This window comes from Aeromonas sp. 55A (assembly GCF_051919665.1).
Lineage (GTDB): Bacteria > Pseudomonadota > Gammaproteobacteria > Enterobacterales > Aeromonadaceae > Aeromonas > Aeromonas veronii.
Window position 1 is genome coordinate 20,321 of sequence record NZ_JBQBEH010000008.1, and the last position, 17,742, is coordinate 38,062.

Here is a 17,742-nt window from a genome sequence, read left to right on the forward strand (position 1 = left end):
ATTATTTCAACACCTCTTCCAAAGCGCTTGTGTATTTTTCAGTCAACTGATTTTTTTTGTCTGTCAAACCTTGAAGCTCTAACTTGATTTGATTTCGATTATTAAAATGGTCAAGATTCATTTTTATAGCATTATTTAATGACAATTCTTTAGCTTCTAAAACATTACCATAGCCTAAAGTTGTATATAATCCCTTAAACTTGCGACTGTAAGCATAAGGCGTAACAGGTACACCACTTGAAAAGGCTGCAATTGTGGCGTGCATTCTTGCTCCAGTGAAATATTCAAAACTGCTTATATAATTTTTCACCTCAATAGGATTCGTAAATCTTGGCGCAACAATACAGCGTGGAAATAACTCAGCCACCTCGATGCATGCAGCATAGTCGTCTTCGATTTTCTGAACGGGTGAGGTAGCTATTACATGAGAAACCAAGTGTATTTCAACATTTTCAATTGATAAGAAACTTTCTATTAGCTCATTAATATAATCTTTATAGTTATGAGCCAAACCAAACTGGTTATCTCTTGTATATCCGCCATTCCAGAGTAATCCAGAAACATTAATTCCAACTTTAATCTTATCACTAACTTCACGAACCGTAGAATAAGGCATGGATAATGCTACATCAGTGCCTAGATGACAAACTCCAAATTCCTTACCAACTTGAAAACTAATATCGTCCCTTGCAAATACTAAACTTGTATTTCTGACAATGAATCTAGATACAACTTCAGCAAACTTAGATTTAAAGGGGCCAATTGTTTGGGGCGACAACACTGATTTTCGAGCAAAAATTGCATTAACTAGCTTAGTAAAGACTTGAATAAGAAAACGACGATTACCATATATATCAGAGAAACTGTCACCGGCTCCAATATCTAATACAAGATCAAAATCTTTTATCATTTTTATATAAGATTTCAACTTTATTGGGTTAGAAATCAATTCTTTGACACTGATTGTTATATGCTCAAATTCACGACCTATTTGAAGCTCTACCAGAGCCTTATTTTTCTCACTGGTGACCTCATTATCACCTATAGTAAAAAACTCAGCATCAATTCCCAAATTTCGACAAACTCAATCAACTAAAATCATATTGCCAATAGAAAGTGCTCCAACCCCCAAATTACCTGAAGATACGTTGTGCCACAAAAAACCTATTTTGACTTTCATTTAATAGCTCTCAAAAACAAAAGAATATAACCCAATAAAACTATCGCGTAATATAAAATAACACCATACACAATTATAGCGATATCTAACCCCAAAGACACCCCCATAATAATCAATGCAAAAAAGGCCAATAAACCAATTATTTGAACGAGGACCCTACTTTTAATCCTTCCTGTCACAACCATATATATCCCCAAACAACTCGATATCCATTTCAAGGATATAGGGACAAACATCAACGGCAATAAATACGAATACGCGATATACTCCTCACCTAAAACAGAAGAAATCAAATATGTATCAAATACACTTAAAAACCAGAATAAAGCTAAACTTATAAAAATAAAAAATGTTGTCCCTATAAATAGGGATTTATGTTTACCTACTTTTACTTCATTTGCTATTTCTCTAAATATAACATTCACAACAACAGCAGATAATGCACTTACCCCATTAGTAATTCGCGTATATGAACTATATATGCCAAATATTGAACTATAATACAGACTAACTAAATACCCATCCAAGACCTGCCAAATATTAGTCAATAAAAAATCGACAGTATAATTAACTTGTTTCAACAGTAATGAGGAATTCCAGGTAAAGTTAAAGCTAAAATAGCTCAACAACTTGAGCCTATAGGTTATAATAATGAAACTTACCATTCTTGAAATAAAAATACAAAACGCAAAAATAATTAAACTGCTTTTACTAAAAACAACAAAGAGACAAAAAAAAGTAAAAACTATATTATTTAATAGCGAAAATTTTAGCTCGCCCGAAAACTCACCTTTTGCCCGTATTTCAGTCAACATAAAATCATAATATCCGTTCACTATGAATGACATACCGACTAGCAACACTACATAGTCAACAGAAAATATGAAATAGATAACTAAACTAACCATGCAAATTATGGAAAATAAAAATTTTAGATAAATATTATCTTTAATTTCAGCTTCATCTGTTATTGCTACACCCCTAAAAAAACGCTGATGAACCCCCAAATCTGAAAAAAGAGTAAGCATGCTCCCAGCTAACAATGCAACACTTAACTCACCAAATAAAGTGGGTCCATAAACTCTTGCCGCTATTAAATAAACAACTGTATTAGCAACTAATCTTAACGAAAATGACAATCCCGAGTATACATAATTTTTTATCATACTAGTAAATCTAATATTCTTTTTGATGCCATTCCATCTCCATAAGGATTATGGGAAAAACTCATTGAATGATATGCTTGCGGATCATTTAGTAATTCAGACAATCCGAAAACAACTTTTTCGACTTCCGTACCAACCAACCTAACGGTACCTGCAGCAACAGCTTCGGGGCGTTCTGTTGTATCACGCATAACTAACACAGGTTTCCCCAGTGAAGGAGCCTCCTCTTGGATACCACCCGAATCGGTTAAAATAATATAGCTACGCATCATTAGATAAATAAATGGTAGGTACTCTTGAGGCTCAATCAAAATAATATTTTCGATATCACCTAAAATGCGGTTAACTGGCTCACGTACATTAGGATTTAGGTGCATTGGGTAGAGAATCTGCACATCAGTGTTGGCTTTAGCTGTGATAGCTAAAGCTTCACATATTCGTTCAAACCCACATCCAAAACTTTCACGGCGATGTCCAGTGACCAAAATTAACTTTTTAGTCTCGTCTAAATATGAGAACTGAGAGGCTAATGTAGCTTGCAGAACGCTATTTTTTTCAATCTTATCTTTTACCATAAGTAGTGCATCAATTACGGTATTTCCGGTAACGACTATGCTATCCTCGGCATAGTTTTCTTGAATCAAATTTTGCTTAGATGTTTCAGTAGGTGCAAAATGGTATTTTGCCAATGCACCAGTGAGCTTGCGATTTGCTTCTTCAGGCCATGGAGAATAAATGTTCCCTGTGCGCAAGCCTGCTTCGACATGTCCTACAGCAATTTGCTCATAATACGCCGCCAAACTAGCAGCAAAGGTAGTTGCAGTATCGCCATGTACTAACACAACATCAGGTTTAAATTCTTGTAGAACCGGTTTTATCTCAAGCAAAATACGGGCTGTAATATCATTTAATGTCTGCCCAGCCTTCATAATATTCAAATCATAATCTGGTTTAATCTCAAATAATGATAATACTTGATCTAGCATTTCACGATGCTGGGCGGTGACACAGACTTTCGCCTCAAAACGTTCATCAGCAGCTAAAGCATGTACCACAGGTGCCATCTTTATTGCTTCTGGTCGGGTACCAAATACCGTCAACACTCTCTTTTTTAACATATCAATAGCCTTTTAAATTCACTTTTAAGTACCTGTTCACCAGATTACGAAATCTGATATGCTTAAAGGATTTGAGAAAGGAACTAATTGTTCTTACTCACCAGCTTTTGATTCATCTTCACGTTGCACTTAAAACTCATTTTCCTGCCAACTTATACAATGCGATACTCACCTTATCGAACCCCAATATTTAACCGATAATACAATAAAGCACCTATCACCAAACATCATAAACTCGCGGCCAGTAATACATCTTACAGTAATAGCCACTGCCTGACTAACTTTTCAAAATATTGTAATATGGTATTCAAAATTAGGCGGGTACAAACATTCACCTTGTGGGCATCTATTTACATTTAAAAGGTAACCGCCAAATTCAATGTAACAGCCTCTTGATCTTTCTTTGACAAACTCACCTTACTTGTCATCGGCCACCTAATCCCGACTAGTGGGTCATCCCAATGGATTGAGCCTTCACTCTGCGGTGAATAGTAATTGGTTGTTTTATACAAAAACTCGGCCGTCTCTGTCAGAGTAACAAAGCCATGCGCAAATCCTTCCGGGATCCACAGCTGTCGCTTGTTTTCTCCAGAAAGATGAACGCCTACCCATTGCCCAAAGGTCGGGGAGCTTTTACGAATATCTACCGCCACATCAAACACTTCACCGGCCACACAACGCACCAGCTTGCCTTGAGCATGAGGCGGCAACTGATAGTGCAAGCCGCGCAATACCCCTTTTGACGATTTGGAGTGATTATCCTGTACAAAAGTCACCGGATATCCTACCGCCTCTTCAAACAACTTGTGGTTGAAACTCTCAAAGAAAAAACCACGTTCATCACCAAATACTTTTGGTTCAAAAATAAGCACATCAGGGATTGCTGTCTTGATTACATTCATCTGTCTACCCGCATTCAATTCAATCTTTATGGGGGCGCAACTTCCCTCCCCCATATCACATCAGGCTTTGGCAACCATTTTTAACAAATATTGGCCGTACGCATTCTTTGCCAGTGGCGCTGCAAGAATACGTATCTGGTCAGCACTGATAAACTTCTGGCGATAGGCAATCTCTTCCGGACAGGCCACCTTCAACCCCTGACGGGTCTCAATGGTCTGAATAAAGTTGCTCGCTTCAATCAGGCTTTCATGGGTACCGGTATCCAACCAGGCATAACCACGGCCCATCATGGCCACCGACAGATTACCTTGCTCCAGGTAGATACGGTTCACATCGGTGATTTCCAGCTCACCACGGGGCGACGGCTTCAGGCTCTTGGCGATCTCCACCACGCTGTTGTCGTAGAAATAGAGGCCGGTGACCGCATAGTTACTCTTGGGCTTCAACGGCTTCTCTTCCAGAGAGATAGCGGTACCTTCTTTATCAAATTCCACCACCCCATAACGCTCGGGGTCATGCACATGGTAGGCAAAGACGGTAGCGCCACTCTCTTTGGCCGCTGCGGCTTCCAACTGTTTCTGCAGGTCATGACCGTAGAAGATGTTGTCGCCGAGTACCAGAGCACAGGGGTCTGACCCGATAAACTCTTCACCCAGAATAAAGGCTTGTGCCAACCCGTCCGGACTTGGTTGTACCTTGTACTGCAAATTCAGACCCCACTGGCTACCGTCACCCAGCAATTGCTCAAAGCGGGGAGTATCTTGCGGCGTGCTGATGATCAAGATATCGCGAATTCCCGCCAGCATCAGGGTGCTCAGCGGATAGTAGATCATCGGCTTGTCATAGATGGGCAGCAGCTGCTTGCTCACCGCCATGGTCACAGGATAGAGACGGGTGCCAGAGCCACCGGCCAGAATAATGCCTTTACGTTTGGTCATGATGCTTGTTTCTTATTTTTAAATTGCAAAAGAAAAGGGTGGCTTGCAGCCACTCCTTTCTGTTTTATCCCTGCCAGCCAGGGAGGCAGTCACTACATCCCAGGCCAGTAATTTACTTACCGAGGATCTCGGTCAACATCCGCTCCACACCGACTGTCCACTCCGGCAGCACCAGATCGAAGGTGCGCTGGAATTTGCCGGTATCAAGGCGGGAGTTATGGGGGCGTTTGGCCGGAGTCGGGAAGGCGCTGGTCGGCACCGCATTGAGTTGTGTCACCGCCAGTTCAACGCCAGCCTCTCTGGCTTTGGCAAACACCAGCTGGGCGTAGTCAAACCAGGTGGTGGTACCGGAGGCAATCAGATGGTACAGCCCGGCGACCTCGGGTTTACTCTGCGCAACACGGATCGCATGGGCGGTGCAATCAGCCAGCAACTCGGCGCCGGTCGGTGCGCCGAACTGGTCATTGATCACTGACATCTCGCTACGCTCTTTGCCAAAGCGCAGCATGGTCTTGGCAAAGTTGGCGCCGCGGGCGGCATAGACCCAGCTGGTACGGAAGATCAGATGACGGGAGCAGAGGGACGCACCTTGCTCACCCGCCAGCTTGGTTTCGCCATAGACGTTGAGCGGTGCAGTTGCATCGGTTTCAACCCAGGGGCGCTCGCCGCTACCATCGAACACATAGTCGGTGGAGTAATGCACCAACCAGGCACCCAATGCTTCCGCTTCTTTGGCGATCGCCGCTACACTGGTCGCGTTGAGCAGCTCGGCAAACTCCCGCTCGCTCTCCGCCTTGTCGACTGCGGTATGGGCCGCGGCGTTGACAATCACATCCGGCTTGACCAGTCGTACCGTTTCGGCCACCCCTGCCGGATTGCTGAAATCGCCACAATAGTCGGTGGAGTCAAAATCAACGGCAGTGATGCGCCCGAGCGGGGCCAGTGCACGCTGCAGCTCCCAGCCTACCTGGCCGTTTTTGCCAAACAGCAGGATATGCATCAGATACGCTCCCCGTAATTCTGCTCAATCCAGGACTGGTAGGCACCGCTCTTGACGTTGCTGACCCACTGCTGGTTATCCAGATACCACTGTACAGTTTTGCGAATGCCAGACTCGAACGTTTCTTGCGGTTGCCAAGCAAGCTCGGCACTCATCTTGGTCGCATCGATGGCATAGCGGCGATCGTGGCCGGGGCGATCCGCCACATAGGTGATTTGCTCACGATAAGAGCCCGCCTTCGGCACCATCTCGTCCAGCAGATCGCAGATGGTGTGTACCACCTCCAGATTCTGCTTCTCGTTGTGGCCGCCGATGTTGTAGGTCTCCCCCACCAAGCCAGTAGTCACCACCTTGTAGAGCGCGCGCGCATGATCTTCTACATAGAGCCAGTCACGGATCTGGTCGCCCTTGCCATAGACCGGCAGCGGCTTGCCATCCAGTGCATTGAGGATCACCAGCGGGATCAGCTTCTCGGGGAAGTGATAAGGGCCGTAGTTGTTGGAGCAGTTGGTGACAATGGTCGGCAGGCCGTAGGTACGGCGCCAGGCGCGTACCAGGTGGTCACTGGAAGCCTTGGAGGCAGAATAGGGGCTGCTGGGGGCGTAGGGGGTAGTCTCGGTAAAGAGCGGCAATGGCTCACCGGCAGCCACTTCATCCGGATGGGGCAGATCCCCATACACCTCATCGGTGGAGATATGGTGGAAGCGGAAGACCGCCTTGCGTACCTCGTCCAGACCGTTCCAATAGGCACGTGCCGCTTCCAGCAACATATAGGTGCCAACGATATTGGTCTCGATAAAGTCAGCCGGGCCTGTGATGGAGCGGTCAACATGGCTCTCGGCGGCCAGATGCATCACCGCATCCGGCTGGTGCAGGGCAAACACCCGATCCAGCTCGGCGCGATTGCAGATATCCACTTGCTCAAACGCATAACGCTCGCTTGTCGATACATCGGCCAGGGATTCCAGATTGCCGGCATAGGTGAGTTTATCGAGATTGATAACGGCATCCTGGGTATCACGGATAATATGGCGCACCACGGCAGAGCCGATAAAGCCTGCGCCGCCTGTTACAAGGATTTTCATTCTATTTATTAGGCCATGTTGAAGTTAAATGCCTCTCTCCGAGAGACAAAAATGAAGGGTGTTAATATGTTCTTAGCCTAGGTTTGATAGTGCACGTGCACTAGTCAATGACTATTGTTACGAACTTGACTCTTGCTGCTTTTTATCCAGCGCCCCACTCGCCAGGCGTAATTAATGGCAAGCACATAACCAGCAATGAACAGCAAATAGATAGCCATCATTGACCATTCAGATAACTTTGCTATTTCAGCCAATATACCCATAAAAACAATACCAACATTACTAACAACCATTAGTAGTAGTGCTTCACGATGGGTAAATCCAGCATGCAACAGAATATGGTGCAGGTGATTACGGTCAGCCTTGAGCGGCGATTGACCTTTGCGAATACGGCGGATCATAATCCCTACCATATCAATCAGCGGCAGCCCCATCAGCCAAAGAGCCATCACAGGCCTGAATGCGGGGCGTTGCTCGGTGACTTGTGAACCATAAATAACCAAAAAACCAATGATGAAACCCAAAAACATAGAGCCAGCATCACCCATAAAGATCTTGCGCTTAAAGGGTGGGATGGTGAGGTTGATTGCCAGATAAGGCACTAGTGCAATTGCAATCACTAAACAGAAATTTGCCATTTCTGGCATGGTATTGCTGAACAACGTAGCCAGCCCAACCAAGCTGATCCCAGCCATTGAGCCCGCGAGCCCATCGATGCCATCCATCATATTGAAGGCATTCACCGCAGCACAAACAGCCAGCACTGCGACAATAACCTCACCCCAAGGCAAGTGAATATCACCGAGTCCCAGTAGGTCACCGAAGTTATGCAAACCGACTTCAGTTGAGAGGCATAGAATAACGATGAGTAACGCTTGCAGTCCGAGTCGTAACTTGGGTGAGATATCGAGCGCGTCATCCACCGCACCAATCACCATCATAGCACCAGCACAGAGTAGTAACATCAACAAAGGAAGAGAAAGCGGCATCGTCATAAAAACACTGAGATACACACCTATACTGACAGCCAAACCACCAATCAGTGGAATGGCCCCCACATGCTGTTTGCGTTGGTTCGGCATGTCTACCAGTTGCAACTTACCAGCCAGCGGACGCAACAATGCGATCGCTAATGCCGTGCCAATAAAAGCTACTAAACCTGACATTTCCATGATTTTATCCCTGTACTATCTCTTTAATTGCACAAAAGAGCGCATCCTTGCGAACTTGAGCGCATCATTAATCTACTAAATCAACCCCGTGTCCTAACGACATCTTACTGAACTGCATAATTGTTCTTATAAAAGCTATTAAAAATAAGATTTCACATCTGTTACAGATCAAGTCTCTGGCATCACGTAAAGCTCGTAGAGATCATTGAATGTGCCTTCCCCTTTCAAATAGTAAAGGGTTTGTTATAGCAATATCTCTGTCAGAGGTTTTTCCACCCCAATACACAATGCTTGGGCTAGCCTCGCGCTAACACTTTGAGCAAACATACAAAATATGCACCACAACAGTAGTGTAATATGTTGTATTTGTTATCGCAGTGTAATATGTTGTATTTATTATCTTTTGCGGCCACTCATTTGACCAAGCAATGTTCGAATTACCGTAAAAAAGATAAGCTACCGCCCCTGAGTTACAGCCCTCAGCCCGCTCAAAAATCTACCTAATTGTCAAACAAATGGTAAGAGACATGACGAGATCATCGCACCACAGCTCAATCCATTACTCGTGGTGTGACCGACAAGACTTGCCGCCTTTCGTGCAAGATATCATGGGTCTTGCCTAATCAACCTATTTAGGGGCACAGAAACACAGATATGCCCTTTCAATAAGGGCCTTATAATACCAGCCGTTTGATGAAATTAGTAGCCAAGTTAGTCCAAATGCAGGTTATTTAACCAAAAGCACAAGCAGCCCAATGACACCAGCATCCAAGCAAATCAGTTTTTTGCAAGCAAAAACTCGATGTTGTGAGAGGGCAACGACACGACATTATCTTGTGATTTGGCCTGTTTTCTGGCAAGCCACACCAGATCACAAATACCATCTGTTGGTTCAAATGCAGCCGGAGCATTCATCAGGATGTCACGTACTTGCTGGTGATCAAAGTGGTGGCAAGCATCATCCAATGACGCTAACAAAGGGCGCAGTCGCGACCAGGGCAACCAGCACTCTTGTGCCACCATGATCCTGGGATGCTCGGTTCCTCTGGCATCATCACCAATCAGTAACTCTTCGTAGAGCTTTTCACCCGGCCGCAACCCCGTTACCTCGATGGCGATATCACCATCGGGCCGCTGCTCATCACGCAGTGTCAGGCCGCTGAGGCGTATCATGCGTTTGGCCAACTCCATGATCCGTACCGGTTGCCCCATATCGAGCACGAAAACATCGCCTCCCTCCCCCATTGCGCCCGCCTGGATCACCAACTGGGCTGCCTCAGGAATGGTCATGAAATAACGAATGATATCGGGGTGAGTCAAGGTGATGGGCCCACCTTTGTCTATCTGTTGTCTAAACAACGGGACTACTGAGCCAGAAGAACCGAGCACATTACCAAAACGCACCATGCAAAAACGGGTTTGATGCTTTTCACGGGTCAACGCTTGCAAGACTAACTCAGCCATACGCTTGCTAGCCCCCATGGTATTGGTCGGGCGTACCGCTTTATCAGTTGAGATCAGTACAAACGTTTCCACTCCGGCTTCAATAGCAGCTTGTGCCGCATAGAGGGTGCCAAAAACGTTGTTACGCACCCCTTCGATGATATTGAACTCGACCAGTGGCACATGTTTGTAAGCTGCTGCGTGGTAGACGGTCTGGATCCGAAAGCTCTGCATCACTGTTTTGAGGCGATGCTGACGCTGCACAGATCCTAATAGCGGTATTAGCTCAGTTGCGATCCCTTCGCGCTGGCACTGCTCACTTAAATTTTTATGCAGGTCATAGAGGGCATATTCAGATAACTCGAACAATACAAGCGTAGAGGGGTGGCACCGCAAGATCTGGCGACAGAGCTCAGAACCGATTGATCCTCCGGCACCAGTCACCATGACAGCCTTACCTGTGATATTGGCCTCCATCAATCTCGTCACAGGTTCTACAGGGTCTCTGCCCAACAGATCGTCGATAGAGACCTCATTGAGCTGATCGATACGTGCAGAACCATTAACCAAATCGGCCATGCCCGGGATAGAGAGCACTTCGCAAGAGAGGGGCTCAAGTGCATTGATCACCTCCTGACGGCGAGCCCTGGTGCTGCTCGGCATAGCCAGCAAGATCTTCTGGACACCATGGAGCTCAATCAGAGTTGGCAGTTGGGCACTGTGATAGACGGTGCATCCCTGGATAACGCAGCCCTGTTTGGCGGGATCATCATCAACAAAGGCGACTGGATAAAACTCATTACCTTGCAGCAATGCCACCTGTAGCTGGCGCCCAGAAGAGCCAGCTCCATAGATCAATACCTGCGTACGAGCCAAACGGGTAGTATTAAGCAAGGCCCGAAAGAACAAGCGCACACCACCGACCAGCAGCACCAGAAAGGAGAGATAGATAACCGATACCGTTCTGGGCAAGAAGATATCGAAGTAAAACGCAGATATAACGAAGAAACAGGTAGAAAGAAATGCCCCTAACAAGATTGTCCAGAGCACTCGAAAACTGACATATCGCAATACCGCACGATACAACCCCAGACGAACAAATAGACCGATACTGACAATGATGATTGCCCCTAGCAGTGCCCAGTGATGAGGGCTATCGATTGGCCAGCTGCGCTCCAGCCTGATCCAGTAGGCCCCCCAATATGTCATTGTGATGAGCATGACATCGACTGTGACAGACACTGCGCGCTTACTAGTCCGGGACAAGGAACCAAGGAAAGTGAGCAACCAACTCCCCATAGGCAACAACTGATGTTTCATTCCGGCACTCCTGCATTCAGGTAATACGCAAGATAGGTTAACGGCAAGTAAGCAATCGACAACCCGAGAAAACCATCGATCTGATCAGAAACAATCATCGCAGCGATAGGCGCAAGCCAGAGGCAATTTATCAGCAGCACCGCCGAAGTCACGCGTCGATGGCTTTGCCAGCGCCTTGCAGCATATTGAAATGCATGAGTACGATGGGCTTCACTCAGGCGGCACTTTAGACGATAGCGATTCAACAAGGTCCAGGTGGCGTCGACTACAAAGACTCCGAGCATAACAAGCCAGCCCCACAGAAATTGAGGGGCAGAAGCGGCATCCAGCAACATCAGAGAAGCCAGCATCAAGCCAAGAAAACCACTGCCGCCATCCCCCATAAAGATCCTGGCTGGCGGAAAATTCCAGCACAAGAAGCCCGCCGCCGAGACCCCCAGTAGCAGGGGCAAACTGGCAGATGACCACTCACCCCCAACGAGATAATGAAATAAAGCCATGAACAGGCAAACGATAACGGCCTCACTGGCCGCCAAGCCATCGATGCCATCCATAAAGTTGTACAGATTGATAAACCAGATCACCCCCAGCCAAGCGATTAGATAACCAAACCAGGCAAGATCCAGCTGCCAGCCAAAGAAGGTCAGCTCTGGCAAACCATCAACAGCAGATACCACCAAGGCTGCCGCCATGCTCTGCACAATCAGGCGGGTTCTGGGCTTGAGAGAGATGTGATCATCGATAAAACCAACCAATGCAATGGCCAATGCTGCAGTCCATATCAAAGCGAAACTACCATGAGATATGCCATAGGGCAGCGGGAGCAGGGCGACAAACAAAGGCGCTGCCAGCAGAAAGGTCGCCACGATAGCCATGCCACCACCTCTCGGAGTAGGCACCTGATGTGAACTGCGATGATTGGGCTGGTCAAGCAAGTGGTTCAGAGCATAACGCCGGAGTAAACCAGTACCAGTAACTGAACAAAGCAGGCACAACATCAAAAAAAGAACAAATGCAAACATCAAGGTGACTCGTTATGGGAAGATGCCATCAAAGATAGGGTCTGAGAGAGCGAACAGGGTGCCGACCATTGTAATCGGCTCTGTGCCTTACTGGTATCCATTTCCAGAGAGCCATAAATACGCTGCAACTTGGAATCAATCCCCAAACAGCGGCCAAGCCCCCTTATCAACCTTGGTGGGGTATAAAACAGCCTACAGGGAACACCTTCTGCATCAGCAATCGCTGCAAGCAACTTTGATGTCGACATCGCGACAGGATCTGCAACCAGAAAGACCTGGTTCACTGCGGCTGGGTGCTCCATCGCATGGGAAATAAAGTCACACAGATTAGGCAACGCCAACAGGCTGCGCGCATTGTTCAGACGGGCAAAGGGTAGCGGGATCCCTTTGCGCACCCACGTCATCATACTGGCAAAGTTAGCCTTCACTCCTTCTCCATAGATAAGAGGAGGACGAACGATGGTAACAGCCATACCACACTCTTTCGCAAGCGCCATCAGCCCTTGTTCCGCATCATACTTCGAGCGTCCATAGGGATCTTCTGGCGGACTCTGCACATGCTCATCAAATGGCTTGCCTGGCTCGGTGTGCTCGCCATTCACTTTGATCGAACTGATAAAAATGAAGCGCTTTACTCCTGCGTCAGCCGCTTGGCGAGCAAGCGTGAGCGTCCCCTCTGTATTCACTGCTCGAAAAGCCGCCAGGGGATCTGTCGCGGTATCCGACATCACATGGACCCTGGCTGCACAGTGAACAACCACATCCACTTGTTGCAATTGGGCCGTCCAGTCGGCATCCTCAGTCAAAGAGGGAGCCTGAACCTGGTAAGAAGCCAGCGGGTAACATCGCACCGCACCTTTCACATTGGCTCCACATCTAATCAGGTGTTCACAGACCGCTTTGCCTACAAATCCGTTGGCACCGGTGACCAAGACTGTACTTTTGATATCTGCCATTACCACCAACGCCAACCGTGAATATTGAAGAACGTCACCATGGAACGCCCAAACATCCAGATATGGCGCCAGCCTTTGCGGGATGCATGACCACCGTGATGAACGACCTTCACCTGAGGGACATAGGCAATCCGGCTGATCTTTCCTGCCCGTAAACTGATGTCAAAATCTTCAAAATAGAGGAAAAAGCGAGGGTCAAATCCTCCGAGCTGCTGCAATACATCTGTGCGAAACAGCATAAAACAACCACTGACAATGGGTGGGTCCCACAGCACGTCATGATTGTTGAGCTGATCTGCCATCTCATATTTTGCCAAGCGCGTCTGGAATAACTTCTTCACACTCGCAGGAGCAAATCCACGCAACAATAGATCAAATACGGTTGGATAGCGTTTGCAGAGCCGTTGTACCTTACCATCCTCCCATGTTGCGAAAGGCGTCAATAATCCGCAATCCGGATGTTGCTCCATAAATTCGAGTGCATTTTTCAGTGCATCCGGGGCGACTTCAAGATCGGGGTTAAGGATAAGATGATATTTAGCATCAGTCTGCAATGCGCGGTTATGGCCAGCACCAAATCCAGGATTTGACTGTGCAAAAATCAAGTCGTGAACACCTATAAAGCTCTTGCTTATATCTTCATTTTGAATAGCAAAATCACTCGATGGAGAGTGATCTACAACTATCAAGGAACTAACAACCCCAGCTTCAGTGATTGCTCTCTGTAGTTTGTTGAGAGTGCTTGCTATCATCGCCTTTTCAGTACAATAAGCGACCACACCAATAGTTAGATAGGACTTGGGCATACTATTTACCATAGCAAAATATTGCGCTCACAAAGTCACAAGTGAAAAAAGATAGAGTTAGCATAGTAACTATATTAACCTTTCATGCCATGATAATAAAAGCTGACTGTACAAGTATCGAGCCAGCGCTTTCTATCGATTATTATAGGTTCATTTGACATGGTTAATTGCATGGTCCATAAAATAGAGAACGCTTAAACCATTAGCTTTACAATACATAAAAATCATTGTATCAATCACAACGAGCGTGAAATTAAAAGCCCACTGCAGACATTACACTAAAACATATGTTTTTAAATACGACATTGTTATTTTGTAAGAATCATCGCATAAACCTACGCTCAATAAAATAAAATGAAAATGACCCCATAAATAAAACCATCACAATAATAGATGTTGATAATAACATTGGTGACGAAATCATGCCCTTCACCTGATTCGCAGCATTTATGATCGGCATGTGATAAAGATAGATGCTGAAACTGATCATGCCGATAAATGATAGACCAGACCATCGACATAAACGAACAAACCATTTATTTCGCTCAAGCATGATAAATGCAAAAATAATCATCCCAAATCCCAAAGCCAAATAGGTTCTGGAAAATACCATCGAAGATACTTCTATCCAAAATGTATCGTCCAAATTTTTAACGAAACTGACAATTAAAATAAAGCCTGTAATAAGCAGCAAAAATGCAACATAGTTCCTTGGATGTTTTGCTTGAACTAAACAATCGGCATAAACAAAGGCGATGAAACAACCTATAGCAAATTCATCCAACATACCAATCACTTGAGTAGACCAGATGAATTCCTGCATGGGTTGACCATTAAAATATAAATAAATAATATAACGCCATAACCAAGCGACTATAAACATACCAAACAATATAATATACTTCTTACTAGTAGAGCGTAAAAAGCAAGCAGTAACAGCCATGAATATATAGAACGAAAATTCAACACCTAACGACCAATAAGCTCCATTAATGGAACCATGTGTTTGTTCTAAATAAGAGTGTATAAATAAAAGGTGCGCTACGGTATGCACAATACCATTGGATGTAGTAATGAAATAAAAACCACTAAATGTAATAGTGAGCAACATAGATACATAGTAAGGTGGTGCGATGCGCAGGAATCTACGTTTAAGAAAATTAATTACTTTCCACTCACGAGGTCTAATTACACAAAGGCAAATAAAAAATCCACTTAACACAAAAAATAGATCAACGCCTACCCATCCCCAATAAAATATATGTGGCCAAACGGCCACACTTAACTCTTCCATGTGATAAAACAATACCAATAAAGCCGCAACACCTCGCAATACGTCCAATGATTCTAATCGAGCAGTCATTTAATAATCTCGTGCATTGGTTTACGACTCAGCAAGCGCTTTATTGCTCTCTGCAATTTAAACGGAATGAAACGTGCCAATGAACTAACAAAGGGCATATTTCTAACTTTCCATAGATACTGTAAAAATTGTTCTTTTCTTGATAACAGTACAGCACTAGGAGCAATATTTAGCTTTTCATTCCACTTCTTGACTAATTTAGAACCATCAACAGGTGTCAAAACTGCCAAGCCACTCAGGTATTTCTCTTGATAGAAGATATCATCTCTCTCTATTTCATCACAAACTTCACTCGACACCACGAAATCGCTTAACTCGGCGCCTTGGGCATAAGCACGCCAAAATGCTGCACAATCAATGGGTTTGATATTCCATGGTAATAGTAAAGAGTGATTTCTATTTTCGATACGCTCGACAAAAGCACCAATATTCGGACATACAACAGGATATGTATGTTCAAGTGCAATGGATAATGTATAACTGTATGTCTCAGGCCATAAAGCAGGGAACCAGACAACATGAGGTTTAATACTATCAAGTTTCTCTTCAAGTTGATCCAGTCTATACGCACCATGATTCACAACCCCACGCAAGGGGCGATAACCATAACCTAGTAGATGAAACTCTATCTTATTTGGATCACACAGCAAGGCGACTTGTTCTAGTAGATCAGCTCCCTTTTCCCGACTTAAAGCACCAAGGATAAGTACACGTAGGGGGTCGCCTGGTTTATGGGCCTGCTTAGGTTCTGGGTAACGATAAGCATCTGGATGGTATGTAATAATTGCCTTGCTAGATAGCTCGCTCTTATTCCCATAAAGCCTACTAAAGCGCTGATATACATCTTGACTAGGATAAATAATTCGCTCAGCTCGAGAAAGTAAGGGAAATATACCGCTGCGCCATTCCTCGCCAGAAACACTGATTTGTGCAGCATCTCTACATATATCATCATAATTTTGATTATCCTCGCTCACAAATTGTCCATAGCGATCTGTAAGCGTTGGATTACCATTTAACATATAATAATCATGAATCGTCACATCATAGGAAATTCCTAGCGAACTAGGTAGCAACCAGGTGCGTGGTGGCAGACCCATGCTATGGTGAAAATGTACACGACTAACTCTGAGGTCTCGCAAGAAGCTCACTAATAATTCATATTCTGTGTGAATATTGAATACAAATGCATCGCTCTTATCACCGTTAAAGGCACTCAAATAAAGATTAACATATCCTTCTCTACCCCCAGGAGTTAGACGGAGAAACAATACCTTTCCCAAATAATATGATGCTAGCTCAGAAACATGTTGAGCTACCCCACCACCGAGGTGATGTGCTACGGCTAAGACTACTGGGAGACCCGTCTCAGCAATGTATCTTACTTTAGCCATCATCCTAGCCTGTCTTGCAGGATCTTGTGCAATGAATGCCATGACATCGCGGGTATAATTAGGGTGTAGTGTATTAAGCAGCTCTAATGCACGAGCTTTTCTTGGATCCCCTTCATCCAGAAAACTGACACCGCCTTTATGGTAGGCAAACACATTTAATTGGTGATAATTCTTCCATCCCAACTTTTGTGCTCGTTGGCACCAATCATTCTCCTCTCCATACCCCTTGCCAAAGGTCTCCTCATCAAAATAACCGACAACATCCAAGCAATCACGCCGGATATACATGCAAAATCCAACCCCTGTTGGTACTTCAACTAGCTCATTTTCGAGGGGCAATGTAGAGAAAAGGCGATCAAGTGCATTAACATCGAGGCCAGAATAAAGAGCATTATCTTGACAAAAATGAGGGAAACTACAGATCGTCGCATTATTAGAAAAAGGTGTCAAACTGGCAACCCGCTCATTGCTGTATGCGGCTTGTTGCATCCGATGCAACCAATCTGAATGAGAGACTTCTACGTCACTATTAAGCAAGAGTACATCTCGATCTTTATGCAAACGCATCCCAAAGTTAACTGTGCCAACAAAGCCCTTATTAACTTCGTTCTCATAAAGTTTAAAACCTAGTACATCGGCTTGTTCTCTCAGCCATGTTGTTAGTTCAGGTTCTGGTGAGCAATCGTTAATAACAATTAATTGTGCCCATTCAGGCATACTTGGCAATAATGATAAAATACACTCTCGGGTCTCTTCCAAACCACGATAAACAGGAATAATAATATCAAGAGAGTTTCTATTTTTCATACTCTTACCTTAAATTTGGATTATGCAATTCAAAGATAACATGGGAAGTTAAAGAACAGATTTCAGAGC

General features: G+C 45.0%; 14 protein-coding genes. All 14 read right to left on the minus strand.

Annotated features, from left to right (window positions below; all coding sequences use genetic code 11):
• Position 1 precedes the first annotated feature (1 nt).
• The 14 genes from ACTG2G_RS03860 to ACTG2G_RS03925 all read right to left on the minus strand — a co-directional run bounded on the left by ACTG2G_RS03860 (position 2) and on the right by ACTG2G_RS03925 (position 17,673).
• A complete protein-coding gene (locus ACTG2G_RS03860) occupies positions 2-1,072 on the minus strand; it encodes a polysaccharide pyruvyl transferase family protein (protein ID WP_439985203.1) in 1,071 nt (356 codons plus the stop codon).
• A gap of 104 nt (positions 1,073-1,176) precedes the next feature.
• Positions 1,177-2,346, minus strand: a complete 1,170-nt coding sequence (locus ACTG2G_RS03865; protein ID WP_439985147.1) for a hypothetical protein — start codon at positions 2,344-2,346, stop codon at positions 1,177-1,179.
• Positions 2,343-3,464: a non-hydrolyzing UDP-N-acetylglucosamine 2-epimerase gene (gene wecB / locus ACTG2G_RS03870; RefSeq protein WP_439985148.1), complete on the minus strand. Its 1,122-nt coding sequence runs from the start codon at positions 3,462-3,464 to the stop codon at positions 2,343-2,345. Before wecB ends, ACTG2G_RS03865 begins: the two co-directional genes overlap by 4 nt.
• Positions 3,465-3,820: 356 nt before the next feature.
• Positions 3,821-4,366 carry a dTDP-4-dehydrorhamnose 3,5-epimerase gene (gene rfbC / locus ACTG2G_RS03875; protein WP_439985149.1) on the minus strand — a complete coding sequence of 182 codons (546 nt, stop codon included), beginning with the start codon at positions 4,364-4,366 and terminating at the stop codon, positions 3,821-3,823.
• Positions 4,367-4,426: 60 nt separating this feature from the next.
• On the minus strand, positions 4,427-5,305 hold the full coding sequence (gene rfbA / locus ACTG2G_RS03880) for a glucose-1-phosphate thymidylyltransferase RfbA (protein ID WP_439985150.1): 879 nt from the start codon (positions 5,303-5,305) through the stop codon (positions 4,427-4,429).
• A 112-nt stretch (positions 5,306-5,417) separates the two neighbouring features.
• Positions 5,418-6,305, minus strand: coding sequence for a dTDP-4-dehydrorhamnose reductase (gene rfbD / locus ACTG2G_RS03885; protein WP_335838261.1), 888 nt, complete (start codon positions 6,303-6,305; stop codon positions 5,418-5,420).
• Complete coding sequence (rfbB, locus tag ACTG2G_RS03890; protein ID WP_439985151.1) at positions 6,305-7,390, minus strand: dTDP-glucose 4,6-dehydratase; 1,086 nt, start codon at positions 7,388-7,390, stop codon at positions 6,305-6,307. The genes rfbD and rfbB overlap by 1 nt, the downstream gene beginning before the upstream one ends.
• Before the next feature lie 104 nt (positions 7,391-7,494).
• Positions 7,495-8,562, minus strand: coding sequence for an undecaprenyl-phosphate alpha-N-acetylglucosaminyl 1-phosphate transferase (locus ACTG2G_RS03895; RefSeq protein ID WP_439985152.1), 1,068 nt, complete (start codon positions 8,560-8,562; stop codon positions 7,495-7,497).
• Positions 8,563-9,339: 777 nt separating this feature from the next.
• Positions 9,340-11,325, minus strand: coding sequence for a polysaccharide biosynthesis protein (locus ACTG2G_RS03900; protein WP_439985153.1), 1,986 nt, complete (start codon positions 11,323-11,325; stop codon positions 9,340-9,342).
• Positions 11,322-12,347 (minus strand): MraY family glycosyltransferase, encoded by a 1,026-nt coding sequence (locus ACTG2G_RS03905; RefSeq protein WP_439985154.1) that lies wholly within the window; start codon positions 12,345-12,347, stop codon positions 11,322-11,324. Before ACTG2G_RS03905 ends, ACTG2G_RS03900 begins: the two co-directional genes overlap by 4 nt.
• Positions 12,347-13,303: a UDP-glucose 4-epimerase family protein gene (locus ACTG2G_RS03910; protein WP_421386261.1), complete on the minus strand. Its 957-nt coding sequence runs from the start codon at positions 13,301-13,303 to the stop codon at positions 12,347-12,349. Before ACTG2G_RS03910 ends, ACTG2G_RS03905 begins: the two co-directional genes overlap by 1 nt.
• Positions 13,303-14,109, minus strand: a complete 807-nt coding sequence (locus ACTG2G_RS03915) for a glycosyltransferase family 2 protein (RefSeq protein WP_265784316.1) — start codon at positions 14,107-14,109, stop codon at positions 13,303-13,305. Before ACTG2G_RS03915 ends, ACTG2G_RS03910 begins: the two co-directional genes overlap by 1 nt.
• A gap of 322 nt (positions 14,110-14,431) precedes the next feature.
• The gene (locus tag ACTG2G_RS03920; RefSeq protein WP_265784317.1) at positions 14,432-15,472 is read right to left on the minus strand and encodes an acyltransferase family protein; all 1,041 of its coding nucleotides are present in this window, start codon (positions 15,470-15,472) and stop codon (positions 14,432-14,434) included.
• The gene (locus ACTG2G_RS03925; protein ID WP_439985155.1) at positions 15,469-17,673 is read right to left on the minus strand and encodes a glycosyltransferase; all 2,205 of its coding nucleotides are present in this window, start codon (positions 17,671-17,673) and stop codon (positions 15,469-15,471) included. Before ACTG2G_RS03925 ends, ACTG2G_RS03920 begins: the two co-directional genes overlap by 4 nt.
• Positions 17,674-17,742: the final 69 nt, after the last annotated feature.

Bases quoted from the DNA above. Each gene is read 5' to 3' on its own strand.
- wecB (WP_439985148.1), bottom strand. From the start codon at position 3,464: ATGTTAAAAAAGAGAGTGTTGACGGTATTTGGTACCCGACCAGAAGCA.
- ACTG2G_RS03915 (WP_265784316.1), bottom strand. From the start codon at position 14,109: ATGCCCAAGTCCTATCTAACTATTGGTGTGGTCGCTTATTGTACTGAA.
- ACTG2G_RS03865 (WP_439985147.1), bottom strand. From the start codon at position 2,346: ATGATAAAAAATTATGTATACTCGGGATTGTCATTTTCGTTAAGATTA.
- ACTG2G_RS03900 (WP_439985153.1), bottom strand. From the start codon at position 11,325: ATGAAACATCAGTTGTTGCCTATGGGGAGTTGGTTGCTCACTTTCCTT.
- ACTG2G_RS03910 (WP_421386261.1), bottom strand. From the start codon at position 13,303: ATGGCAGATATCAAAAGTACAGTCTTGGTCACCGGTGCCAACGGATTT.
- rfbD (WP_335838261.1), bottom strand. From the start codon at position 6,305: ATGCATATCCTGCTGTTTGGCAAAAACGGCCAGGTAGGCTGGGAGCTG.
- ACTG2G_RS03920 (WP_265784317.1), bottom strand. From the start codon at position 15,472: ATGACTGCTCGATTAGAATCATTGGACGTATTGCGAGGTGTTGCGGCT.
- ACTG2G_RS03905 (WP_439985154.1), bottom strand. From the start codon at position 12,347: ATGTTTGCATTTGTTCTTTTTTTGATGTTGTGCCTGCTTTGTTCAGTT.
- ACTG2G_RS03895 (WP_439985152.1), bottom strand. From the start codon at position 8,562: ATGGAAATGTCAGGTTTAGTAGCTTTTATTGGCACGGCATTAGCGATC.
- rfbA (WP_439985150.1), bottom strand. From the start codon at position 5,305: ATGACCAAACGTAAAGGCATTATTCTGGCCGGTGGCTCTGGCACCCGT.
- rfbC (WP_439985149.1), bottom strand. From the start codon at position 4,366: ATGAATGTAATCAAGACAGCAATCCCTGATGTGCTTATTTTTGAACCA.
- ACTG2G_RS03925 (WP_439985155.1), bottom strand. From the start codon at position 17,673: ATGAAAAATAGAAACTCTCTTGATATTATTATTCCTGTTTATCGTGGT.
- rfbB (WP_439985151.1), bottom strand. From the start codon at position 7,390: ATGAAAATCCTTGTAACAGGCGGCGCAGGCTTTATCGGCTCTGCCGTG.